This is a genomic window from Paractinoplanes globisporus DSM 43857, from assembly GCF_000379645.1.
GTDB classification, from domain to species: Bacteria; Actinomycetota; Actinomycetes; order Mycobacteriales; family Micromonosporaceae; genus Actinoplanes; species Actinoplanes globisporus.
Genome location: NZ_KB903358.1, coordinates 133,592 through 156,979, shown reverse-complemented (window position 1 = coordinate 156,979; position 23,388 = coordinate 133,592). Strand labels below are relative to the sequence as shown.

20 protein-coding genes are annotated in these 23,388 nt (G+C 71.5%); 7 read left to right on the top strand and 13 right to left on the bottom strand.

Annotation, left to right across the window (positions count from 1 at the left end; translation table 11 throughout):
- Position 1: 1 nt before the first annotated feature.
- Genes A3CQ_RS0150070 through A3CQ_RS0150060 form a run of 3 tightly spaced genes read right to left on the bottom strand, consistent with a single transcriptional unit; the run spans position 2 to position 1,886 of the window.
- Positions 2 to 763, bottom strand: a complete 762-nt coding sequence (locus A3CQ_RS0150070) for a PIG-L deacetylase family protein (RefSeq protein WP_211216835.1) — start codon at positions 761 to 763, stop codon at positions 2 to 4.
- A gap of 31 nt (positions 764 to 794) precedes the next feature.
- Complete coding sequence (locus A3CQ_RS0150065; RefSeq protein ID WP_020518541.1) at positions 795 to 1,547, bottom strand: AraC family transcriptional regulator; 753 nt, start codon at positions 1,545 to 1,547, stop codon at positions 795 to 797.
- Between the two features lie 36 nt (positions 1,548 to 1,583).
- Entirely contained in the window at positions 1,584 to 1,886 is a 303-nt protein-coding gene (locus A3CQ_RS0150060; RefSeq protein WP_020518540.1) for a putative quinol monooxygenase, read from the bottom strand.
- Positions 1,887 to 2,536: 650 nt separating this feature from the next.
- Here A3CQ_RS0150060 and A3CQ_RS0150050 point away from each other — a divergent pair.
- Entirely contained in the window at positions 2,537 to 3,481 is a 945-nt protein-coding gene (locus tag A3CQ_RS0150050) for a DUF3500 domain-containing protein (RefSeq protein WP_040434339.1), read from the top strand.
- A 27-nt stretch (positions 3,482 to 3,508) separates the two neighbouring features.
- Here the strand turns inward: A3CQ_RS0150050 and A3CQ_RS0150045 are convergent, their stop codons facing one another.
- The gene (locus A3CQ_RS0150045) at positions 3,509 to 3,907 is read right to left on the bottom strand and encodes an ester cyclase (protein WP_020518537.1); all 399 of its coding nucleotides are present in this window, start codon (positions 3,905 to 3,907) and stop codon (positions 3,509 to 3,511) included.
- Positions 3,904 to 4,734 carry a MerR family transcriptional regulator gene (locus A3CQ_RS0150040; RefSeq protein WP_020518536.1) on the bottom strand — a complete coding sequence of 277 codons (831 nt, stop codon included), beginning with the start codon at positions 4,732 to 4,734 and terminating at the stop codon, positions 3,904 to 3,906. The genes A3CQ_RS0150045 and A3CQ_RS0150040 overlap by 4 nt, the downstream gene beginning before the upstream one ends.
- Positions 4,735 to 4,931: 197 nt before the next feature.
- On the opposite strand from A3CQ_RS0150040, the gene A3CQ_RS56835 reads away from it, so the two are divergent.
- A complete protein-coding gene (locus A3CQ_RS56835) occupies positions 4,932 to 5,618 on the top strand; it encodes a hypothetical protein (RefSeq protein WP_157297278.1) in 687 nt (228 codons plus the stop codon).
- Here the strand turns inward: A3CQ_RS56835 and A3CQ_RS0150025 are convergent.
- Positions 5,602 to 6,021 carry a hypothetical protein gene (locus A3CQ_RS0150025; protein ID WP_157297276.1) on the bottom strand — a complete coding sequence of 140 codons (420 nt, stop codon included), beginning with the start codon at positions 6,019 to 6,021 and terminating at the stop codon, positions 5,602 to 5,604. The two genes, A3CQ_RS56835 and A3CQ_RS0150025, sit on opposite strands and share 17 nt — an antisense overlap.
- A gap of 99 nt (positions 6,022 to 6,120) precedes the next feature.
- Between A3CQ_RS0150025 and A3CQ_RS0150020 the strand changes: the two genes are divergently transcribed.
- Positions 6,121 to 7,038 carry a haloalkane dehalogenase gene (locus A3CQ_RS0150020; protein ID WP_020518532.1) on the top strand — a complete coding sequence of 306 codons (918 nt, stop codon included), beginning with the start codon at positions 6,121 to 6,123 and terminating at the stop codon, positions 7,036 to 7,038.
- Here the strand turns inward: A3CQ_RS0150020 and A3CQ_RS0150015 are convergent.
- Both A3CQ_RS0150015 and A3CQ_RS0150010 read right to left on the bottom strand, forming a co-directional pair.
- The gene (locus tag A3CQ_RS0150015) at positions 7,026 to 7,526 is read right to left on the bottom strand and encodes a MarR family winged helix-turn-helix transcriptional regulator (protein ID WP_020518531.1); all 501 of its coding nucleotides are present in this window, start codon (positions 7,524 to 7,526) and stop codon (positions 7,026 to 7,028) included. The two genes, A3CQ_RS0150020 and A3CQ_RS0150015, sit on opposite strands and share 13 nt — an antisense overlap.
- Before the next feature lie 40 nt (positions 7,527 to 7,566).
- On the bottom strand, positions 7,567 to 8,223 hold the full coding sequence (locus A3CQ_RS0150010) for an isochorismatase family protein (protein ID WP_020518530.1): 657 nt from the start codon (positions 8,221 to 8,223) through the stop codon (positions 7,567 to 7,569).
- Between the two features lie 180 nt (positions 8,224 to 8,403).
- On the opposite strand from A3CQ_RS0150010, the gene A3CQ_RS0150005 reads away from it, so the two are divergent.
- Positions 8,404 to 9,306, top strand: coding sequence for a hydroxymethylglutaryl-CoA lyase (locus A3CQ_RS0150005; protein WP_020518529.1), 903 nt, complete (start codon positions 8,404 to 8,406; stop codon positions 9,304 to 9,306).
- Between the two features lie 40 nt (positions 9,307 to 9,346).
- Here A3CQ_RS0150005 and A3CQ_RS56830 read toward each other — a convergent pair whose 3' ends face one another.
- The gene (locus A3CQ_RS56830) at positions 9,347 to 10,498 is read right to left on the bottom strand and encodes an isocitrate lyase/PEP mutase family protein (protein ID WP_020518528.1); all 1,152 of its coding nucleotides are present in this window, start codon (positions 10,496 to 10,498) and stop codon (positions 9,347 to 9,349) included.
- Between the two features lie 213 nt (positions 10,499 to 10,711).
- On the opposite strand from A3CQ_RS56830, the gene A3CQ_RS0149995 reads away from it, so the two are divergent.
- Positions 10,712 to 11,533: an IclR family transcriptional regulator gene (locus A3CQ_RS0149995; protein WP_245577694.1), complete on the top strand. Its 822-nt coding sequence runs from the start codon at positions 10,712 to 10,714 to the stop codon at positions 11,531 to 11,533.
- Positions 11,534 to 11,549: 16 nt separating this feature from the next.
- Here the strand turns inward: A3CQ_RS0149995 and A3CQ_RS0149990 are convergent, their stop codons facing one another.
- A complete protein-coding gene (locus A3CQ_RS0149990) occupies positions 11,550 to 12,626 on the bottom strand; it encodes an acyltransferase family protein (protein WP_020518526.1) in 1,077 nt (358 codons plus the stop codon).
- A gap of 115 nt (positions 12,627 to 12,741) precedes the next feature.
- Between A3CQ_RS0149990 and A3CQ_RS0149985 the strand changes: the two genes are divergently transcribed.
- Both A3CQ_RS0149985 and A3CQ_RS0149980 read left to right on the top strand, forming a co-directional pair.
- Entirely contained in the window at positions 12,742 to 13,668 is a 927-nt protein-coding gene (locus tag A3CQ_RS0149985) for a zinc-dependent alcohol dehydrogenase (RefSeq protein ID WP_020518525.1), read from the top strand.
- 119 nt (positions 13,669 to 13,787) lie between these two features.
- Positions 13,788 to 16,967: a penicillin acylase family protein gene (locus A3CQ_RS0149980; protein ID WP_020518524.1), complete on the top strand. Its 3,180-nt coding sequence runs from the start codon at positions 13,788 to 13,790 to the stop codon at positions 16,965 to 16,967.
- On the opposite strand, the gene A3CQ_RS0149975 is transcribed toward A3CQ_RS0149980, so the two are convergent.
- From A3CQ_RS0149975 to A3CQ_RS0149965, 3 genes are read right to left on the bottom strand one after another with little or no spacing between them, the layout of a single operon-like run.
- Positions 16,964 to 18,622: a hypothetical protein gene (locus A3CQ_RS0149975; protein ID WP_169516384.1), complete on the bottom strand. Its 1,659-nt coding sequence runs from the start codon at positions 18,620 to 18,622 to the stop codon at positions 16,964 to 16,966. The two genes, A3CQ_RS0149980 and A3CQ_RS0149975, sit on opposite strands and share 4 nt — an antisense overlap.
- A complete protein-coding gene (locus A3CQ_RS0149970; RefSeq protein ID WP_020518522.1) occupies positions 18,619 to 21,837 on the bottom strand; it encodes a tetratricopeptide repeat protein in 3,219 nt (1,072 codons plus the stop codon). The genes A3CQ_RS0149975 and A3CQ_RS0149970 overlap by 4 nt, the downstream gene beginning before the upstream one ends.
- A complete protein-coding gene (locus A3CQ_RS0149965; RefSeq protein WP_020518521.1) occupies positions 21,834 to 23,387 on the bottom strand; it encodes a CHAT domain-containing protein in 1,554 nt (517 codons plus the stop codon). Before A3CQ_RS0149965 ends, A3CQ_RS0149970 begins: the two co-directional genes overlap by 4 nt.
- Position 23,388: the final 1 nt, after the last annotated feature.

The following is a 23,388-nucleotide window of genomic DNA, read 5'->3' as shown; positions in this document are numbered from 1 at the left end:
GTCAGTCCGTCGTCGCCTCGGTGAAGAGCGCCGGAGGTGCCTGCAGGTCGTGGGCGCGGAACAGGACCGCGTGCTCGACTCCCATGGCCTTTCCGCCCATCGTGGCGAACATCGGGATGAAGTCGGCAGGAGCGGGATGGCCCGGGAGCGCGGCGAGGTAGGCGGCATGCGCCTCGAGCGAGGCGACGCCGCGGCGCAGCGGTTCACCCGTGACCTCGACGCCGTGGGTCGCTCCGGAGCCGGGCAGGCCGGGGACGATGTACCAGCGTGCGGAGTGCGGTTCCAGCTTCTCGTCGTCGATCTGCTCCGGGAAGACCCACCGGTTGCCCGCGTCGCGCACCGCGTCCAGCGTCGCGAGCCCCACCGCCCGGTGGTCGGCCTGGTCGAAGCCGAAGGGCGTCTGAATCTCGTAGCTGGAACCGAGCACGACGTCGGGCTTGAACCGGCGGATCTCCCGGCAGATGTCCCGGCGCAGGTCGAGGCCGTAGACGAGCACCCCGTCCGGATGGTCGAGGATCGTCAGGTGCTCGACGCCGACGACCGCGCAGGCGGCTTTCTGCTCGGCGGCACGCAGGCGTGCCGTCTCCTCGGGAGGGTTCGGCATGCCGGCCTCGCCGCGGGTGAGCAGGAGATAGCCGACGTCGATGCCGCGGGCGGTCCAGCGCGCGACGGCCGCGGACGTGCCGTACTCCATGTCGTCGGGGTGCGCGACGACGCAGAGCACGCGCTGGAAGGACTCCTCGGGAAGAGCAGGCAATGTCATGCCGGCCATCCTCTCAAGGCCGGCCGTCTTCTCAAGGGCGGAAGCTGAGCCGGTACTGCGTGGGGGTGCGCCCGGTCAGCTCGCGGAACGCCGCGTTGAACGCCGACAACGAGTTGTAGCCGACGCTGAACGCGATCGCGGTGATCGGGAGGTCGTTGTCGGCCAGCTTTTCGACCGCGGCCAGTATCCGCATCCGGCGCAGGACCGCCCGCCAGGTCATGCCGGTCTCGTCCTCGAACCGCCGGGCCAGCGACCGCGGCGCCAGGCCCACCTCCTCGGCGATGTCCTCGAACCGGGCCTCGTCGCCGAGCCGCTGCTCGGTCAGCCGCAATGCCTTGCGCAGTTCGGGTGAGCGGCCGGCCGGCACGACGACCGGGCTCGGCCGTTCGGCCAGCCGCCAGCAGACCGCGGCCAGCGCCGCGAACATCGTCTCGGCGTACGCCGGGAGGGGCTCCTCGCTCGGACCCCAGTCGCCGCATTCCGCGAGCAGGGCGCCGGCCAGCCGGTTCAGGTCGAACACCGCCAGCGGTGCCCGGGGCGCCGGGACGAACCCGGCGCCGAACAGCACCGACGCGGTCGTGACCGGCTGCGGGATGCTCACCCGGATCGGCCGGCCCGCCTCGATGAGGGCCGCCCGGGCCGGCGGCAGCAGCCACGCCTGCCCCTCGGCCTCCAGCCGCAGAACCCCGGCCGAGGCGCAGAGCAGGTAGTGGCGGTCAACGCACAGCTCACGCTCGGGCTCGGCCGGGAACGTACGCACGAAGCTGTACGCCGGGCGGGTCATCGACGCTCTCGCACGCGCTGATCGTATGCGCCGGCGTCAGCGCACGGTCTCCATCAGCTCGGCCCGGAAACGACGGCTCACCGGCGTCCCGGCCATCATCGGGCGGAGAACCTCACCCGAGCGGGCGAACGAGGCCGAGCCCAGGTACCCGCCGAACGACTCCTCGTCCTGCCACTCGTGCACCACGGTGACCTGGGTGTCGTCCTCCCGGCCGGCGTAGACCCGGAAGGCGATGTTGCCCGGCATGGCCTGCACCTGTCCGCGCTCCTTGTCGAGCTGGGCAAGCGCGGCCGGACGGTCGGCGGCGGCTGTGCTGAAGTCCAGGATGGCGATGAACATGAAGGATCTCCTCGGATGGGGCGGCTGTGGCCGCGTAGTCACGAGTCGATCCTCACGCGGGGACATACCGGCTCGCCGCCGTCAGCCGGACAGGTTCACGCTCGCATCGGACAGCCGATCCACACGATCCGAGGCCCGCGCTCTCCGGGCGTTCCGCGCACAGCTGCGTCTGCGGCCCTGCGACGTGCTGGCCCGGGTGGCGCCGGCGGCGCGCCGGTGCGCCCGGTTCGAAGTGGACGTTGCTCAGCGGCTGGCCGCGGTCGGCAGCCCGGTGGCCGCGCTGGAAACGCCCGAGGTCTTTGTCCGGGGCGACTACGTGATCACCCTGTGGCCTACTACGAATCGGTAACCACTCGTGCGATCCCGAACGCCGACTATGCCGCCGGGCACCGTTTGCTCTGCTTACCCATACGCGCAGCTGCTCAGCGGGCCAAACCCCGAGCCGCCCTGCGCAGGCAGGCCGAACTGCGCGTATTGGTAAGCAGAGCAAAGGACGCGGCAACGAACACCCTCGGCGGTCCGACGGCGCTCGAGGTTCACCGAACGCGCCTACGCGCTCAGATGCCGGGCGAGCGCTCGGTGAAGGGTTCGTCGCCGGGCCGTGACGACACGCTGGCGGCCGGGGTGACTCGAGCGGCTAACGTCGGCGCATGACGACAGCAGCTATCGACGCTCGGCGATGTGCGCTTGCGCTTCTCGCGAGTCTGGACGAACGGCAGCGCGGCCTCGTTCGGGGCGACCTCGCTGACGCGGGCCTGCGGCGCTGGACCTATCTGCCGGGCGACCGGCCCGGCCTGTCGATGGAGCATCTCACCGATGCCCAGCACACCCTGGCGGTGGAGCTGCTCAGGTCCGCGCACTCACCGGAGGGCGGCGACCTCGCCTTCGGCGCCGTGGAGGTCGAGCGAGTCCGGCGGGAACTGGCTACCGGCTCACCGCCGGCGGGGGATCGTTACTGGCTGCGGGTGCTCGGCGACCCGGACGGTGACCAGCCGTGGGGCTGGCGCATCAACGGCCACCATTTGGCCGTCCACGTGGTCGTGGGGCCGGCCGGCACTACGGTGACACCGCATTTCATCGGCTCGGAGCCGGCCACCGTTCCGTCCGGCCGCCGGATCCTCGGCGCCGAGGAGGACCTGGCTCGGCGGCTGGCCGCGGGGTTCGATCCGGACCAGCGGGTGCTCGGCATCAGCTCGGGCCTCGCGCCGGATGACATCCTCACCCGGGCCGATCCAGTGGCCGATCCGGCAGTGCTGCCCACCGGCATCGGCTGGGGCCAACTGCATCCGGAGCAGCAGGACATCCTCGGCCGGTTGGTCCGGCGATACCTCGGCCGCGCCCCGGCGGCGTACGCGCTGGCCTGCTGGCGCGACGCCGAGGCGGCGGGCCTGGAGCGGATCCGGTTTGCCTGGGCAGGCCCGACCACGCCCGGCGAGGGTCACTACTACTGCGTCCGCGCGCCCGAATTCCTCATCGAGTACGACAACACCCAGGACGGCGCCAACCACGCCCATTCCGTCTGGCGGCACCTGCGCGATGACTGGGGCGGCGACCTGCTCCACGACCACTACGCACGGCGGCACCCCGCGCCGTGAGCGAACCGACGGGGCCATCCGGTGGAGTCAGCTGATCTGCCGGAACAAGGTGGCCAGGTCGGAGCAGATCCACTCCTCGGCGATGAGGCCGTCCGCGATGCGGTAGAACTCGTGGCTCACGTACTCGATGGCGCGGCCGGTGGCGGGGATGCCGAGGAACTCGCCGGAGTGGGTGCCACGGAACCGCAGGCGAAGGGCGACCTTGTCGCCGTCGGCGACGATGTCCTCGATGTGCGCCTGCAGGTCGGGGAAGGCGCGCCTCATCATCTCGAAGCCCTCCCGCCACACCTCGAGTCCGTGCCGGGGCTCGGGCAGCTCGGCCAGGTTGATGATCAGGTCGGGTGACGTGAGCGCCATGCACGCGGCGACGTCGCCGGCGTTGAACGCCTCGAAGGCGGCGCGTATCAGCTCGGTCTCCGAAGTCATCGTGTGATCTCCTCTTCTGCACCGGGCCCGTCGGCCACGGACGACTTCCTCATCAGCTCGACGGCGAGGCGGATCGCGGCGGCCTGGGCCGGGGCGAAGTCCGCGTAGAAGGCGGCGGCGAAACCGTGATCCGTCGCCTCGAAGGCGCCGTCGGGAATCCGGATCGCCCGCCGGGCCGGCTCCGGGATGGCCGCCACGATGGCCTCGGCCGCCGCCTCGACCCGGGGATCGTCGGCGGCCGCGCCGGCCAGCTCATCGAGAAGCGCGTAGAGCTTGTACGCCCTTTCGACCGCCTCCGGGTCGGATCCCAGCTCCTGGGTGAGCACGTCGAGCCAGTCGGCGCCGTGGGCGCCGGACACGGTCTCCAGCAGCGCCATCAACTCACGATCTTTGGCCGCCGTCGCCGATTCCGGCGTGTGCCGCCCCGCGTCGGCCTCGGCCATCCGGCCGAAGAGCCCGGCCAGTCCGGGTGAGACCGGCGCCTGCTCGGCGGGCATGCCCGCTTCGGCCTGCCGCAGCAGCTGGGCCAGCCGGTCCCGGCGCCGGCGGATGTCCGCCTCCTGGCCGGCCAGATCGGCGTCGAGCTCGCGGAGGATCTCGGCGAGGTCCCGGTCGGCGTCGCCGGCCAGGACGTCGCCCACCTCGCCCAGGCTCAGTCCGAGCTCGACGAGGCGCCGGACGCGAGCCAACTCGACGGCGTCCCGCAGCGAGTACTCCCGGTAGCCGTTCGTCCGCCGCGCGGGCTCGGGCAGCAGGCCGACCCGGTGGTAGTGCCGGATGGCCCGCGTGCTGATACCGACGAGGTCGGCGAGTTCCCCGATCCGCATGCCTCCCAGCAGACACCTTGACGCCGCGACAAGGTCAACCCTTGGGCGTGATGAAATGTCTCCGTGACCACTCGACGCATCGTCATGTGGATCGTCATCGCCGCGGCCCTGATCGCGGCCATCGTCGTGGCCATCCTGCTTGCCGGCAGTGGCAGCGGCGACGCCGGCACCGGCTACTGACCGGTGAGGGTCGAGACATGGATCCACGGCTTCGCACGGCGGTCGATGCGAGTGTGGGGTGGTACGAGGACCTCTGCGCCCTGCACGGGGTCGGGTCGATCCTGGTCGACGGGCTCTGGAGCGCGCTCGACACCCCGCCGCCGCTGCATTCGGCCGCGGTGGTCGTCGAGCCCGGGGTGACCGCGGACCAGGTCCTCGCTCGCCTCGAGGGCCGGGATCGCGGCGGGGTCAAGGACAGCTTCGCCACGATCGACCTGTCCGGCGACGGCATGGAGCTGCTGTTCTCGGCCACCTGGATCCACCGCGAACCGGCGCCGGCTCGGCGATCCGGGACGGCCGGCGAGTGGGTCGCCGTGACCGGCGCCGACGAGCTCGCCGAATGGACCGGCCGGCATGACACTCGCGACGTTCTGCTGCCGCCGCTGCTGCGGCGTGCGCACTTCCGCATCCTGGCCCGATACGTCGACGACCGCATCGTGGCCGGCGCGGTCGCCCGGCTGGGCAGTGGTGTGGTCGACGTGTCGAACGTGTACGCCGTGCCCGGGCACAGCGTCGACTGGGCGGAACTGGCCGAGGCGGTCGGCGCGCACTTCCCGGGCCGCCGGCTTGTCGGCTACGAGCGCGGGGACGACCTCGCGGCCGCCCGGGACGGCGGGTTTGAACCGGTCGGCGAGCTGCGGGTCTGGGTCAGCGCCGATCGGTAGGCGACGGGCGGGTGGCGGCGCGGGCTCGGAGCCACAGTGTCCAGACCACCGCCAGCACTGCCGCCAGGAGGAGCGCGCCGCCGAGCGTGATGATGAGCCGGGCGCGGCTCTCGCTCACCTCGGTGGCCGTCGTCGCGGCCGGGCCGGCGACGCTCACGGCCACCCGCCGGCCGGTGGCCAGCCGTCCGGCGTTACTGAATGCGACGTACGGAATGGTGAAGGTTTGGTTGTCGGCGGTGAAGGTGCCGCCGCACCGGTAGATGTCGCCGTGCACGGCGTAGGAGGCGAACGCGCAGCCGGTGACCTCGACGGTGCCGCGCTGACCGCCGTCGTCCTGCCGCCGGCGGTGCTCGGCGACGGTGAGCAGCCCGGCGATCGCCCCGAGAACGACTAGTGTGAACACGGCCATCGTCCACGGACGAGCGAGTTTCGCACGACGGTCCACCGGCCCATTCTGCCGTGGCCTGGTCTCGACGTGTCGTCGAAGGTTGGGGAGGACCCCATGGTTGAGGCGCTGCGCACTCCGGACGAACGCTTCGTCGGGCTGCCGGGCTGGGACCACCCGCCGTCGTACGTCGAGGATCTGCCCGGTTTCGAGGGATTGCGGGCGCATTATGTCGACGTCGGACCGCGCGATGCCGCGAACACGTACCTGTTGCTGCACGGCGAGCCGACCTGGGCGTACCTCTACCGCAAGATGATCGCCGTCTTCGTGGCGGCCGGCGGGCGGGTCGTCGCGCCGGACTTCTTCGGTTTCGGCCGGTCGGACAAGCCGGTCGAGCAGGACGTGTACAGCTTCGACTTCCACCGGAACTATCTCCTGCGCCTGGTGGAACATCTCGACCTGACGCGCATCACGCTGGTCGTGCAGGACTGGGGCGGTCTGCTCGGCCTGACGCTGCCGATCGACGCGGGGTTCGCGCCGCGGCTGTCCCGGCTGCTGGCCATGAACACCGGTCTCGCCCTGGGAGTCTCGCCGGGCAAGGGCTTCGAGGATTGGCGCGCCTACGTCGCGGCCCACCCGGACCTCGCGGTCGGCGCGCTGCTCAAGCGCAGCGTGCCGGACCTGACCGAGGCCGAGGCGGCGGCGTACGACGCGCCGTTCCCGGACGCGTCGTACAAGGCCGGTGCGCGAGCGTTCCCGCAGCTGGTGATGACCGATCCGGACATGCCCGGCGTCGAGGTCTCGCGGGAGGCGCAGCAGTTCTGGTCGGCGTGGGATGGTCCGAGCTTCCTCGCGGTCGGCGCTCAGGACCCGGTGCTCGGCGTGCCGGCGATGGACCGGCTGCACCGGATGGTCCGCGGAGCGCCGCCGCCGCTCGTGCTCGCCGACGCCGGCCATTTCGTGCAGGAACGGGGTGACGTGGTCGCTCGGGCCGCCCTCACCTCCTTCAGCCAGGGCGCCGGTCACGCCTCCTGAGCATCGGAGCCGCGCGACTGGCTCGCGGCGGTCACGGCCTCGGTCATGCGGCGGACGATCTCGGCGGCGCGGGCCAGTTCAGCCTCGGTGAAGCCGGTCGCGCTCTCCCGCATGCGGCCGCCCAGTGGCACGAAGAACGCGGTCGCCACGGTCATCGCGGTCTCGCTCATCCGGACCGTCACGCGACGGCGGTCCTGAGGATCACGCGTACGCCGGACGTGGCCCACCGCCTCGAGCCGGTCGACCAGGGCCGTCGCGGCGGCGGGGCTCAGGCGCAGGCGCTGGGCCAGCTCGCCGACCGTGATCGGGTCGCCGGAGGACGTACCGGCGCTGATCCACATGATCGCGTTCAGGTCGCTGCGGCCGAGGCCGTGCGCGCGGGCGAAGACGTCCACGAACACGTCGCTCTCCACGGTGAAACGGCGGAGGGCGTCGATCAGGTCGTCCATGACCGTCTCGCGGTCGGGTTGCGTCGGCACGACCGTCATTCTATCGCTTCTACGGTCTAACAATTCACCTGTCGAAACGTTAGACCTCAACGGATGAGCTGCCCGCCCCTCGCCGTTGAAGGGCGGGCAGTGCCTCTTCCAGCGAGATGACGTCCGCGTACTTGGCGTTCAGGTCGAAGAGGTTGTGCTCGTGCGGGCCGCCGTCGCGGTCGGCGCAGGCCTCGCGCACCACGATCGGGCGGAAGCCGTTCTGCAGGGCGTCCAGCGCCGAGGCGCGTACACATCCGCTCGTCGAATACCCGCCGACGACCACCGTGTCCACGCCGTGCGAGGCCAGCCAGGCAGCGAGCGAGGTGCCCGCGAAGGCGCTCGCGTAGTGCTTGACCACGACGAGCTCGCCCGGCGCGGGGGAGAGGGGCGGCGCGAAGCCGGCCAGCGGGCTGCCGTTGGCGAAGACCTTGAGCGCGGGCACCTTGGCCGCGAACAGGGGCGCCTCGGAGCAGGACTCGTCGGCGTAGCGGACGCTGGTCCACACGACCGGTACGCCGGCGGCCCGGGCCGCCGTGGCGAGCGAGTCCATGGCGGCCGCGGCGCCGGCGCCAGTTCGCAGGAACAGCGGCGAGTCGGGTGCCGTGTAGGCGAGCGCGGGATCCACCAGAAGCACCGCCGGACGCGTTCCCCAGCCGAGGCGGCGCGCGAACCCGGCCGCGGCGTAGTCACGATCGAGCGTGCTCACATCAGATCACTCCCGCCGCGTCGAGTCGGGCCCGCTCGACTTCATCATCGCGAGCACGGCTTCGTCAACCGCTTCCCGCGACCGCCCGCCACCAGGACCATTGGTCGTACGGTTTGCCGCGTGGTTACCCTAACCATCGGAAACATTGTTCCGCCAGCCGGAACGAGGGAGGGCTGAACGGTGGACATCGTCGAGGTCGGTCCGCGCGACGGTCTGCAGAATGAGAAACGCGTCCTGCCCACCGGGACGAAGGTGGAATATGTGCGCCGGGCGATCGCGGCCGGTCTGACCCGGCTCGAAGTCGTCGCGTTCGCTCGTCCCGATCGGGTGCCGCAGATGGCCGACGCCGAGGACGTGCTGCGCGACTTGCCCCGCGCCGACGGGATCCGGTACATCGCGCTGGTGCTCAATGGGCGCGGACTCGATCGCATTCTCGCTCTCGGCGAGCACGACCGGCCGCATGAGATCAACTACGTCGTGGTGGCGACCGACGAGTTCTCCCGGCGAAACCAGGGCATGACCACGATGGCGTCGCTCGACGCGTTCCGGACCGTCGCGCGGCGGGCGCGCGAGGCCGGCCTGGCCGTCACGCTCACCGTCGCGGCCTCGTTCGGTTGCCCGTTCACCGGAGAGGTCAAGCCCGATCGGGTGCGGGAGATCGTCGCCAACGCCGGTGAGCTGGACGAGCTGTGCATCGCGGACACGATCGGCGTCGGCGTGCCGGTGCAGGTCACCGAGCTGGCGGCGGCGGTGCGCGAGGTGACCGCCGCGCCGCTGCGGGCCCATTTCCACAACACCCGCAACACCGGGTACGCGAACGCGATCACCGCCGCCGGCCTCGGCTTCACGGCGCTCGACGCGAGCCTGGGCGGCATCGGCGGCTGCCCGTTCGCCCCCGCTGCGACCGGCAACATCGCGACCGAGGACCTGGCCTACCTGCTCAACCGATCGGGCCTGGCCACCGGCGTCGCCATCGGGCCGGCCGCCGCCACCGGAGCGTGGATCGGCGCCGAGCTCGGCCTGGCGACCGTTCCCGCGCAGCTGGGCCGCGCCGGCGACTTCCCGGGCGATCTCTCGGAGTGAGCGCGCGGAACGTCGAGGCCCGGGACTCGGCGGCGAGCGCTCACGTCTGCAGCTTCCCGAAGGTGTAATCGTCCTCGTCACGCGCGCCGCCGCCCTGACTCGGCGGGGTGTACCCGGCGCTCTGCCCGGGCGGGACGGAGCCGTGCCGGTGCCCGGGCGGGTTCTGGCCGCCGGGATGGCCGTAGGCGCCGCCCCGGCCGGACCCGCCGTAGCTGCCGCCCCGGCCGGACCCGCCGTAGCTGCCGCCTTGCGGCGAGCCGTAACCGCCGGGCTGAGTGGGTGGGGTGTAGCCGATCTCTTCGCTGGGCCCGGCATAGTCGGCCGCCAGCCCGGGCGCGCTGTACCGAGCGTCCGGGTCGAGCGCCTCCTGCTGCCCGATCAGCGCGGTGAACGCCGCCCAGGGCAGGCGGTCCACCGGCTCGGCGCTGCCGGTCTCGGCGATCTGCCGGTAGACCTGCGACGCGGCGCGCAGGGCGGCGAGCAGCGCGGCGACCGGGTGCAGCACCATCCGGACGCCGACCTCGGCGAGATCGGAGTCGGTCGCGAAGGGACGACTTCCGCCCGCTTCCGACCGGTGGAGAACGATCGGCACCTCCGGGACCGCCGCGTGCAGCTCCGCGAGCTCGTGAAGGTCGTCGACCCCCTCCGGGAAGACCGCGTCGGCGCCGGCCTCCGCGAAGTCCCGGCATCGGGCGATGACCTCGGGCAGACCGCTCACGGCGTACGCGTCGGTCCGGGCGATGACCACGAGTTGCGGCACCTCCTGGGCCAGCGCCTTGATCCTGGCGGTCGCCAGGCTGCGATCGATGATCTCTCTGCCGGCGAGGTGGCCGCGTGGGTCGGGCGCGACCTGGTCCTGAAGGTGCAGGCCGGAGATGCCGGCGCGCACGTAGGCGAGCGCGGTCCAGACCGTGTCCCTGGGGTTGCCGTAGCCGGTGTCCGCGTCGGCGATCAGCGGGACGCCGTTCAGCGCGGACACCAGCGTGGTCGCGCGGTCGGCGATTTGGGTGGCGTGCACGAAACCGAGGTCGGGCCGGCCCAGCATGAGCGCCGAGACGGCCACACCGGAGAGATGGACGGCCCGATGGCCCGCCTTGACGGCGAGCGCGGCCGTGACCGGGTCGTAGATGCCCGGGACGTGCGTGACATGGCCCGCCGCGAGCATCGCTCGCAGCTCCTCCGCGCCGGTCATGACTGAGCCTCCCTGAGTGGTCGTGGAGGCGATTCTCCGCCCGATCATGGCCGGGAGCGCAGCGCAAAACCCCGGATTGGTGAAGAACAGCAGGGTCTCGGCGTGCGATTCCCTTTCGTGTCAACCATTGAACGGTACGTCGTTTCGCTGTGCGAAATGTCAGGCTAGGCTTCGCGCCTAGTTCGTTCCGAGGGTGTTCCGGGGAGTTTCGCTGTGCCGACCCGATCAGTTCCGCACATGCCGGCCCCGGCCGACGACGAGAGCCAGTCCCGATCCGTCGCCGCGGTCGAACGCGCCATGGACGTGCTGCTCCACTTCGGACGTACCGACCGGTCCGACCTCGGGGTCACCGAGATCGCGTCCGCGCTCGGGCTCACCAAGGCCGCCGTGCACCGCATCCTGACCGCTCTGCGCAGTCGCGACCTGATCACGCTCGACACCGCGACCCACCGATACGCGCTCGGACACGCGGCCGTCGCGCTCGGACGTGCCTATCTGGCCCGCATGGACGTACGCGCCATGGCCGCTCCCGAGCTCAAGTGGCTCTCCGACCGCACGCGCGAGACCGCGACGCTCTCGCTGCGGCGCGGGGACACGCGGCTGTACGCCGATCAGGTCGTGCCCGATCAGGAACTGCGGCTGGAGGTGAACCTCGGCATCCCGCTCCCGCTGCACGCCGGCGCGTCGTCGAAGGCGTTCCTGGCCTGGGTGCCCGACTTCGAGCTCGAGGCGTACCTGCGGCGGCATCCGCTCGAGGCGGTGACCGACAAGACGATCACCGACCCGGCGAGGCTGCGGAAGGACCTCGCGACCATCCGGAAGCGGGGGTACGCGATGTCGCTGGGGGAGCGGCAGGCGGGGACCGCGTCGGTGGCGGCGCCGGTCTTCGACCATGACCGGCACGTGGTGGCGGTGATCAGCGTGGCCGGTCCGGCGTTGCGCTTCAAGCCGGAGGCGGGGTCGCCGGTCATTTCCGACCTCTTGGCGGCGGCGGGACACATTTCGGCGCAACTTGGCTTCGAACCGCCGGCCTGATCGGTTTGAGCAGGTCTCAGAGGACGCGAGCGAGCGGGCGGATCCGGAGCAGCAGCAGGGTCAGGCCGAAACTGGCGGCGAGCGCGGCCGGGAGGACGATCGCGAGCTTCGCGGCGTTCGGCATCGGCACCCCGCGGAGGACGAGCGCCAGCGCGACCAGCACGGGGGTCTGCAGGATGTAGGCGCCGTAGGCGGAGCGGATCAGCGAATCCGGGAACCGGCCGGTGCGGACGCCGCGGAAGAGGTCGGCCAGGACGATCGTGGCGCTGACACAGATGACGCCCTCCAGAATGGCGATCAGGGCCGACTGCCAGTGCCAGCCGCCGCCGGCGGGGTCGAGGTCGTCGCCCATCAGCGCTATCACCGCCGCCACGCAGATCAGGCCGGCGAGGGCCAGCCCGGCGCACGTACGGCGGATCGTGGCGGGGATGGCGGGCAGCCAGCCCTGGCGACCGGCGACGACGCCCAGCGCGAAGAGGCCGATGCACTGGCCCCACTGCCACATGTGGGCGGCGCCGATCTGATACGAGTCGACGCGGCAGAACACGCGGAACAGGAAGCTCGCCACCGCGATGAAGGCGCCACATGCGACCAGCAGTGATGGCCGCAGGGGGCCGGGCGTCGCCGGCCGGAGCGGCAGGACGGCCACCACCGTGCTGAACAGCAGCAGGACCCAGACGAACCACAGCGGCCCGGGGTCCAGCTCGGTCAGCTGATCGGTGACGATCTGGCCGAAGGTGCGGGGCGGGCCGGCGACGGCGTGCACCGTCCAGACGACGATCGGCACAACGACCAGCACGAACGCCAGCAGCGGGAGTCCGAGGCGGAGGGCGCGGCCGGCGACGAAGCGGCGGGGGCCCTTGCGGCTCAGCGAACCCGGCAGGAAGGCGCCGGCCACGAAGAAGAACGCTCCCATCCCGAACAAGGCGCCGAAGGCGATCGGGATCGATACCGCGATCCGCACGCCGTCGGGCAGAGCTCCCTCCTGGTAGAACCACGTCCCCGGGCCGCCGTACGTGATCGTCGCGTGGGTGGCGATGACGCCGACGGTGAGCGCGACCCGCAGCAGGTCGATGTGGGCGAGACGGGTCACGCGGAGATCATCGACGGGGCCGGCCGCACGGCGCAATGCTCCGACCGGGTGGGCCGGGAGCTGCGGTGTTATCGTTCGCACCGTGCTTGCGGCTCGACTTCACGGTGCCGGCGACGTGCGGCTCACGACCGAGGACGACCCGGTCCCGGCGGCAGGGGAGTCGCTGGTCGCGGTGACCAGTGTCGGGCTGTGCGGGTCCGATCTGCACTGGTTCACCGAGGGCGGGATAGGCGACGCGGTCGTGTCGCGGCCGCTCGTGCTCGGTCATGAGATGGCCGGCGTGATCCGGGGCGGGGACCGCGACGGGACGCGGGTGGCGATCGACCCGGCGATCCCGTGCGGGAAATGCGAACCCTGCCTCGAGGGGTACCCGAATCTCTGCCTGAACATCGTCTTCGCCGGGCACGGGTCCTGCGACGGCGGCCTCCGGCAACTGATGGCATGGCCCAGCCACCGCCTGCACCCGATCCCGGACACGATCTCCGACGACGAGTGCGCCCTGCTCGAGCCCCTCGGCGTGGCGCTGCACGCGTACGATCTCGCGCATTCCCGCCTGGCCCAGACCGTCGCGGTGGTGGGCTGCGGGCCGATCGGTCTCATGCTGATCCAGCTCGGCCGCCTTGCCGGTGCCACGCGCGTGCTCGCCGCCGATCCGCTGCCACACCGGATGGCCGCGGCCGTTCGGGCCGGAGCGGAACCGATCGGCACCGAGGAGGCCGATCTGGTCTTCGAGGTCTCGGGATCGGACGGCGCCGTCGAGACGGCGATCAAGACCGCCAAGCCGGGCGCACGGGTGATCCTGGTCGGCATCCCGGAGGGCGACAAGACCACGTTCCCGGCGTCGATCGCCCGCCGGAAGGGACTCACCCTCGTCCTTTCCCGGCGGATGGGCGAGGTCTACCCGCGCGCGATCGAGCTGGCCGCATCGAAGAGGGTCGACCTGAGCTCGCTGGTCTCGGCCGCCTTCCCGCTCGCCGAGATCGGCGCCGCGCTGACCACGGCGGCCGCCCGTCAGGGCCTCAAGGTCGTCGTCCACCCCTGACGCCCCACCGCACGAGGGCGCGAAAACCAAAAGCTACGCACCAGTAGCTAAGTGAGGCATCGACGTCTTAACATCTATGAAATTGTTTCGCGTTCGTGTCTTCCCAAGGGGAACGTCCCATGCGCCGAAGCCTCTCCGCCCTCGCGGCATCCGTCCTCATCACCGCTTTAGCGGTCGCCCCCACCACAACAGCCCAGGCCGCGTACGCCTCGAACGACTACTGCCTGGGCCAGTGCTCCGACATCCTGCCGCCCGGCCAGAACGGCGACGCCGACCTGGTCCAGATCCTGGCCTCGCAGGCGTTCGGCACGAAGCCACCGCACTCCGACGACCAGCTGGCCCCGTACGCGAACCTCACGTACAACTACACCGGCCTCACCGGCGACCAGATCAACACCTTCTTCAACGACAGCTCGTACGGCGTCGCGTCCGCCGACGTCGAGAGCACGAAGTCCCCGCGCAGCGACGTCACGATCGTGCGCGACAAGAAGCTCGGCATCCCGCACATCACCGGCACGACCCGGGCCGGCGTCATGTACGGCGCCGGGTACGCGGGCGCCCAGGACCGCCTGTTCCTCATGGACCTGATGCGCCACGTGGCCCGCGGCAACCTCACCACCTTCGCCGGTGGCGCCGCGGGCAACCGCGATCTGGAGCAGAGCGTCTGGCGCAACTCGCCCTACACCGAGGCGGACCTGCAGGCCCAGATCAATGCGCTGCAGGCCGGAAGCACGCGCGGCGCCCAGCTGTACACCGACGTGCAGAACTACATCGCGGGCATCAACAAGTACATCGCCGACTGCATGTCGGCCCGCGACTGCCCGGGCGAGTATGTCCTGACCGGTCACCTCGACGCGATCACCAACGCCGGTGGTCCGGTCAACTTCACCACGACCGATCTCATCGCGATCGCGGGCGTCATCGGCGGCCTGTTCGGCGGGGGCGGCGGCACCGAGATGCAGTCGGCCCTGGTCCGGATCGCGTCCCGGGCCAAGTACGGAACCACGGTCGGCGACCAGGTCTGGCAGCAGTTCCGCGAGCAGAACGACCCGGAGACGGTCCTGACCCTGCACAACGGGCAGTCGTTCCCGTACGGTTCGGGCGACCCGAACGCCGCGGGCGTCGCCATGCCCGATGCCGGCAGCGCCGTACCGGAACCGATTGTTTTTGATAAGACCGGATCGGCCGCGACCGCCGCGAGCGGGACGAGCACCATCGCGAGCTCGCTGAGCACCCTGACGATCGACAGCGCCCAGCGCGGCATGTCCAACGCCGCCATCGTGAGCGCCGCCAACTCGGCCACCGGCCACCCGGTCGCCGTCTTCGGCCCGCAGACCGGGTACTTCGCGCCGCAGCTGCTCATGGTGCAGGAGCTGGAGGGTCCGGGGATCAGCAGCCGGGGCATCGCGTTCTCCGGCCTGAACCTCTACACGCTGATCGGGCGCGGTCCCGACTACGCGTGGAGCGCCACCTCGTCGATCCAGGACATCACCGACACGTACGCGGTCAAGCTCTGCAATGCCGACGGCAGCGCGGCCACGCTGACGAGTACCAGCTACCTCTACCACGGCACCTGCACGCCGATGCAGGCGCTGACCCAGACCAACTCGTGGAAGCCGACCACCGCCGACTCCACCGCGGCCGGCTCGTACCGGCTGACCGTCCAGCGCACCAACTACGGCCTCGTCACCTGGCGCGGCCTGGTCGGCGGCGTCCCGACGGCGTTCACCAGCCTGCGCTCGACCTACCGGCACGAGGCGGACTCGGCGATCGGTTTCCAGATGTTCAACGAACCCGATCAGATGGGCACACCGGCGGCCTTCACGAACTCCGCCTCGAACATCTCGTTCGCGTTCAACTGGTTCTACGTCAACTCGACCGACTCGGCCATGTACACCTCGGGCGCCGAACCGGTCCGGTCCACGTCCGCCGACCCCAACCTTCCGACCAAGGCCGAGCAGGCGTACGAGTGGCAGGGCTGGAACCCGGCGACGAATGTCGCGTCCTACGTCCCCTCGTCCGGCCACCCGCAGGCGGTGAACCAGGACTACTTCGTCAGCTGGAACAACAAGCAGGCGAGCAACTTCGGGGCCGCCGACGGTAACTTCAGCTTCGGCTCGGTGCACCGCGGCGACCTGCTCGACAAGCCGCTGAAGGCGGGCATCGCGGACGGCACGAAGTACGACCGGGCGTCGCTGCTCAAGGTCGTCGAGTCGGCGGCCACCACCGACCTGCGCGGCACGGACGTGCTGCCGGTCCTGCTCCGGGTGATCGACACGGCCACGGTGACCGACTCGGCGCAGGCCGCGGCGATCGCCAAGCTGCGCACCTGGCTCGCGGCCGGGGCGCACCGGCAGGAGACGTCGGCGGGCAGCAAGGCGTACGCGAACGCCGACGCGATCCGCATCTTCGACGCCTGGTGGCCGCGGCTCGTGCAGGCCGCCTTCCAGTCCGGGATGGGCGACGGCCTGTTCCAGTCCCTGGTGAACGCATTGCAGATCAACGAGTCGCCGTCCGGCGGGCAGACCGGCCCGGTCTCGTCGCTGCCGACCAGCGCGAACGAGAACCAGGCGCACAAGGGCTCGTCGTTCCAGTACGGCTGGTGGGGCTACGTCGACAAGGACCTGCGGGCCACCCTCGGCGACACCGTCCCCGGCTGGTCGACGAAGTACTGCGGCGGCGGCGTGGTCAGCACCTGCCGCGGCGCGCTGCTGTCCAGCCTGACCGCCGCGCTCGCCGAGCCGGCCGCCACCACGTACCCCGGTGACGCCAACTGCTCGGCCGGCGACCAGTGGTGCGCGGACGCGATCCTGCAGAGCCCGCTCGGTGGCATCGAGCACGATCTGATCGCCTGGCAGAACCGGCCGACCTACCAGCAGGTGGTCTCGTTCCCGGCCAAGCGGGGCGACGACATCTCCAACCTGGCCGCCGCGAAGACGACGACCGCGTCCAGCACGCAGGGCGGATACCCCGCCTCGAACGCGGTCGACGGCAGCTTATCCAGCCGCTGGGCCAGCTCCTGGGCCGACAACCAGTGGATCCGCGTCGACCTCGGGGCGAGCAAGACCGTGTCCCGGGTACTCGTTCGCTGGGAGGCCGCCTACGCCACCGCGTACACGATAGAAACCTCGCCCGACGGCACCGCCTGGACCCAGGCCGCCGCCGTGACCGGCGGAAACGGCGGCCTCGACACCGTCTCCTTCCCGGCCACGAACGCTCGCTACCTGCGCCTGACCGGCCAGACCCGCGCCACCTCCTACGGCTTCTCGATCTACGAGCTGGAGGTGTACGCGCACTAGGGGTGCTCTCGGATCGGACTCTCGCGGGCGGCGGAGGGGTCGGCCGTCGCCCGCGAGAGGGCGGGGTGGATCGCGGCCTCGTACCGCGAGAGCACGGGCAGTGCCGGGTCGACGCCGGACAACTCCTCGGCGACGCGCTCCCGGACGAGGTCCTCGGTGACCAGGGTCGTCCCGGCGCTCCGCACCTGCCGGACGAGATCCCAGAGCTCTTCCGAGGCGATCCCGGCGGCCAGTTCGTCGGCGAGAGGTGATGGCAGGTGCTCGACCGGCCCGGCGACGGGCAGTTGGTCGACGAGAGCCCGTCGCAACGGATCGAGGAATGGGCGCCACGCCGGCTCGGACCCGGCGACCAGTGCTCTGGTGTCGAGCGCGACCATCCCGGGACGATCGGTGCGGACCACGTCGGCGCTCACCACGCCGTCCAGGACGTACAGCAGGTCACATGGGTAGACGCCCTGAGCGGCCAGTCGCCGCACGAGCACGGTCAGGGCGGGGATGGGCAGCCGCGCCAGGGCGCGATCGACCAGATCGGGGTACGAGTCCTCGATCTGGGCGAGCCGGTAGGCGATCTGCTCGATGTCCACCAGCAGCTCCGGCGCGGCCAGGATCTCCGCCATGACGATCTGCGGCAGGAGCTCGGCCGGCTCGATTCCACCGCCGCCGTCGGACGAGCAGATCGTTCCGGCGGCCCGCGCCGAGATGTAGGCCAGGGTGCCGTCGCCGGCCGGATCCGTCGCGCGCCAGCACTCGCCGGGACCGGGCATCGGGACGGGCTCCAGCATCCTGCGCCGGATCCCCACCGACACGGTGCCGGGAAGCGCCTCGCTGGTCTCCAGATGCAGCGCGGGTACCAGCAGGCCGGTTCGGGTCCCGATCTCCGAGACACACCCCGACCAGGACTGTCGCATCAGGGCGGGCACCCGATCGTCCTCGATGGACAGCCGGTTTGGGGGGTCCGGCACGCCGAGGAGCTCCGCCGCCATCGCCGCCGGCAGGTGCAGCACCAGCTGCGGCTCGGTGCGGACCTGGCCGAGCACCCAGAGCGCCACCTCCTCGGGGTCGCCGGGGACGGCCGAGTCCGCGAGGGCCAGCGCCTCCATGGCCGGCCCCTCGAGATCGGCTCCCACACCGGCGGCGAGAAGCCGGCCCAGCACCTGTTCCGGCCGGCCGGAGGACTGCCGGAAGCGGTTGACCGGCAGAGCGTCCCACCACGCCCGCGCCACGGCCTCGGTCGCCATCAGCTGCGGCCGCCGGCGGAATGTGCCGAGGACCACGTCGACAGCGACGGACTCGGCCCGGGCGGTCACGTCGTCCGGACCGTCGCCGGTGGCCTGCCCCGCGCGGGCCGCGGACGGCAGGAACGTCCGGCGCAACGGCGACGGCGGCATCGCGGACGTCACCCGCAGCGCTGTGTCGAGCGATTGCCCCACCTCCCGGCCGTCCACCTGGAGCCCGACCGAGGTCACGATCATCAGCGCGCTGGCGAGGTACGGCTCCGGCCGGGCGTCGATCACCACCGACGGCGTCAATCCGAGGCCGTACGAGCCGGCGAGCGCACGCAGTCCGTCGGTGAGCCGGCGGGCGAGTCGGCTTCGCCGGTCCTCGTCCGTGAGGCCGGGCACGGTGACGCGTACGGCCAGCTGGGGCTCCATCATGGCCTCCCTTCCACGGCGAGCGGGGCCACGCCGCACCGCAGGCCGGCCCGTGCGGCCAGAACATGGGTGGCGAGCAGCAGATTCGGATCCCGGACGAGCACGGTCCCGGCCGCCGGGTCCCCGGCGTGTGGAAGCGCGCAGTGCCAGTCCCTGAAGCGGTTCTCCAGGTCGGCCACGGTGCCGGCGGGGAGCACGACGGCCGGGTCGTCGCCCGCGCCGGTGAGCCCTTCGGCGAGCGAGGCCTCGATCCCGGCGTCGAGAACGAACGCGGCGGGTCCGGTCGCCACCGGGTGAGCCACGGCCGCCAGATTGGGCACCAGCCCTACGCCGGGATCGATCCGGCCGGCGATCTCGTCCGGGTCGATCGGCTCGCCGCCGAGCTGAAGGACGGCTCGCGCCACGGCGAGGGCCGCCTCGATGCGGGCCGCCGCAGGCCGGTCCGACCCGGTCTGCTCGGCGGACGCGTTGAGCCCCTCGATGAACTGAGCGCGATCCAGCAGGCGGGACCGGCGTGGGCGCAGCGTCGCCTCGAGATGCCGGAGCACGGCGGCGAATCCGTCGGGTTCCTCCGGGACCGTTCCCGGCGCGACCAGGCTGTACAACACGACCAGGCGATAGGCGCGGTCCCGCAGCTCCGCCACCGGGCGGATCCGGACTCCGGGCAACGGAACCAGCGGATGCCCGAGCCGTTTCTTCATCTCCGGGATGCCCTCGTCGAGCATCCAGCGGACGGCGGGGGTGTCTCCGCCGTCGGGAAAGAGCCCCGGGTCGGCCTCGATCAGGATGGGCGGCGCCACCAGGAGTCTCGTCATCGGCGATTCGTCGCCGGTGCCGTCGCCCGACGTCAGCGGCCCGAAGACGCGTGGGTAGGCGGTTCGGTGAATGCGCAGAAGCGCGGCCGACAGGTTGAGCCGCTCGGAGGAGGACCAGGCTTCGACGCCGAGCAGGGAGGTGAAGCCCTGGGAGAGGGCGACGAGAGCCGGCGCGTCCGCCAGCTGGCCGGCGTGGCCGGTGTCGGCCAGCGCCCGGATCGGTTTGGTGAGGTCGTCGCGGCCGGCCTTGATCGCGCTCTGCACGCTGTTGCCCAGGTAGGTCGCGACGTCCAACGGCCGATGCTGCCGCGCCGCGCCGAGGGCCGCCGTCGCGTAGCCGGCCGCGGCCACGTCCGGGGCCTCGGCGAAGACCGTCCGGTCCGGCTCGGAGTCGAGCGCCTCGAGCACCGGTGCCGCCTCCTGAGACCTCCCCTCGTCGAGAAGGATGCGGGCCAGCATCAACCGCGACGCGGTTCCGGCGGGCGCCGCGTCGGTGATCGAGGCCAGCTCCCCGATGGCGACGTCGGCGCCGAACTCCTGGCCGCGCCCGACGGCCTCGGCGTTGAGGTTCGCCGATTCCTGTCGTAGCCGGTCGACGGCCGGTTCGCCGTCCGGTCCGCGGTCGTGCTCGAGGATCGCGGCCGCGAGCGTGAGGTCCAGGGCGGCCTCGCGGAGCTGCTCCGCGCCCAGACTCACGACGCGCGTGTGTGCCCGCTCGGCCCAGCGGCCGTAACCGTCGATGTCGCCGAGGTACGCGGACGCGATCGCCAGCAGCCACTCGACGTCACCACCGGCCGAGCCCGCCAGCCGCATCAGGCTCTCTTCCTGCCCGGCCACGTCCTCGGGATGGCCGCGCAGCAACCGGGCGCGGGCGTGTGCCAGCGCCGCCAGCGCGTAGTCCGAGTGCGGCGTCGGCTCGCTCTCCTGCTCGACCGCCTCCAGGACGGTGGCGACCTCGTCCCAGCGGCGCAGCTGGATGAGCACGTGGAGCCGGTACCAGTAGGCCCAGAGCAGGCCCGGGTCGGTGCTCAGGGCCCGGGCCAGTTCGTCGTCGGCGACGGCCGGGTCGCCGGCCTGCCAGTGCAGGACGCCGCTGACCGCCCGGTACCAGGGGTCGTCGGCGGCCTGCCGGCGTACCGCCTCGACCAGGGATTCCGGCGCCGGCTGGCCGGCGTTCAGCAGGATCCGGACGGTCTTGCCGAGTACGTACTCACTCTGCGACCGTTCCCACGCGTCGACCACGCACCTCAGCGCCACCGCCTGACAGTCCAGTTCCCAGTACGCCGTGGCCAGACCGGCCATGCCGCTCGGCCGTTCCTCCCGCGCCAGGGCACGTTCGAACTCGATGGCGGCCTCCCAATTCACCGCCCGCGGGTTCTCGTCGAATGCCGCGAGGTCGAGCAGGATGTCCCCGCGCAGCTCGAACGCCCAGGCCGGCGGCTCCACCTCGGCGCCGGCCTCGCTCCATGCCTTCAGGGCCGCACGCACGTGATCCGTGTACTGGTCCGCGGGCGGGCACGGTGTGGCCCACATGCAGTGCGCGCGGAAGAACGGGAGATCCGGCCCGCCCGCGCCCGCCGCCCGCACCAGATCGAACGCGGTCAGGGCGCGGTCCATCTTGCCGGCCCAATACCACTCCCGCCCGGCCTCGTATCGCGCCCTGATCGCGTCGTCGGTCCGTCCGGTGCGGTCGAGGAGGACGGCCCGCAGGTCGTGCACCGGCGCGAGGAACGACGAGGGCAGGCCGTCCTCCCGCTCCCGGCCGAGCACCTCGTCGACCATGGCGAGAGCGTCGGCATCGGCCCCGGCTCCGGCCAGCATCCGCGCCTTGACGAAACCGCCGGCCGCCGGGCTCTCCGCGGCCGGCTCGACGACCCGGTCATTCAGGTTCCGTGCCGAGGCGACGGCGGCCGCGGCGTCAATGGTTGCGGCCCGGCGCAGGAACTCGGCGGCGGCGGCCGAGTCGTCCTGCCGGAGAGCGGCCTCGGCGAGCAGGACAGCGGCATGCAGCCCCGCCTCGCCCGGCAGCGACAGCAGCCGTTCCCGGTGCGACAGCAGTTCCTCCGCGGCCAGCTGGGCCATCCGCCCGTGGTCGCTGTCGGGGCTGGCATCGGCGGGCACCGTGGACAGCACTTCGGCGATCCGGTCGAGCACCGGTCCCGGATTCGCGCGGTCGGTGCCGAACGCGTCGACGAAGACGTTGGCGGCGCTCCGGAACTGCCGCTGCGCCAGGTGGACGTCGGCCAGCGCGAGCTGGGCTCGGACCGTGACCGGGACGGACGCGGCCTCCCGTACCGCCCACAAGAGCGTGTCATGTGCCTCGTCGTAGCGGCGTTCCTCGCAGAGCCGCCGCCCCAGGCTCAGCAGGAGCTGCTGTACGGACTCCGTGCCGGGCCCGGTCATCCGAACGAGCTTTCCGAGGGGCGCAGCCCGGCCGCCGCGAGGGTGTCCGCCTCCGGCTCCTCCGACCAGGCCGGCTGCACGATCCGGACCGGCGCCGTGTCGCCCGGGCACATGTTGCAGTACTTGGCCACGGGATCCCATTGCTTCTTGCAGACCGGGCAGACGAGCACGAGGGCACAGTTGCCGCAGCGGTTGGCGTTCTCGACGATCCGGTGCGCGCAGCGGACGCAGGTGATCTTCGCCTCGCTCTGCAGCTCCTTGGGCGACAGGACCACGGCGGGCGAGGTGAACCTGTCCTGCTGGCCGATCAGCTGGTGGTAATCGAGCAGGTAGACCACGGGCAGCGCCACGGACCGTTCGCCCGGGTAGTACTGCTCGCCCTCGTCCTCCATCTGGCTCCGGGCGGCCTTCACGGCGACGTCCACCGGCTCCTTCTCGACGAGAACCTTGTTGTAGAAGGTCTTGGCGAACGTGTTCGCCTCCGTCGCGGTGATGCTGTACTGCATGGCCACGACCGCGGGGATGCGCCGGGCGGCGATCGTCCCGGCGACGCCCGAGATGCCGTGGAAGTACGGGCTCGGCAGAGCGCTCTCGCACGCCTGGAGGATCACCAGGCGTAGCCGGTTGTCGGTGCACACGGCGTTCGCGAACTGCTCCTCGTCGATCCAGTGTGGCCGGCCGTCCAGGCCGCAGAGCGCGAGCATCCCCCGTCCGTCGGCGTCGCGCTTGCCGTGGCCGATGAAATGCAGCACGTGCGGCTGCGACTCGGCGGCGGACATCGCCCGCCGCAGAGCCGAGAGCGTGACCTTCGGCGTGAAAGTCGCGCGCGAGCCCCGGACCGGCGGGTCACTCAGCACCTGGAACGTGATGCGGTCGCCCAGCGCACGCTTGATCCGGGCGAGCTCCCTGCGTACGGCATCCGACCGCACCGTGGCCAGCGGCGCGGCGGCACCCGTGTCCTCCAGGGGCGGGCTCGGCGCGACCACGAGAATCCGCAGCTGCTCGTCGCCGGTGGAGAGATTGCGCAACGTCAGGTCGCCGGGTGGCTGCAGGCGCCGGTTGAGGATCAGCTGGCCCTTACGCGCCAGCGGAGTGCCGTCCGGCAGCCGGAGGTACTCCCAGGGGAGGGTGTTGAGAATGCTCGCGTCCCGGCCCGGGAACTCGAGCTCGATGCGGACCAGGGCGATCTCGCCCGATTCCATGCGGCTCAGCGCGGTGTTCAGCAGCCCGCTCGTCTCGTCGCCGAACAACAGCTGATAGAGATGGTCGCCCAGGACTCGTTCGATCGCGCCGATCGTGGCTCCGGTCAGCGGTCCGCTGCCGGTGTCGGAGACGAAGCCCTCGCGCGCCACGTTCCGGAGGAGCTCGCTCAGCAGCGTGACGGTCTTCTCGTTGATGCCGTCCCAGGCGAACTTCAGCTTGGGCAGCGAGAGCTCGGTGTTCTCGCGGAGCTCGCCGATCTGGGTGCACTCGTGCGCCGTCACGGCCTTGGTCTCGCCCTTGACCAGAATCTTGATGAGCGAAACGCGGTTGTCCCGGTCGTCGGCCATG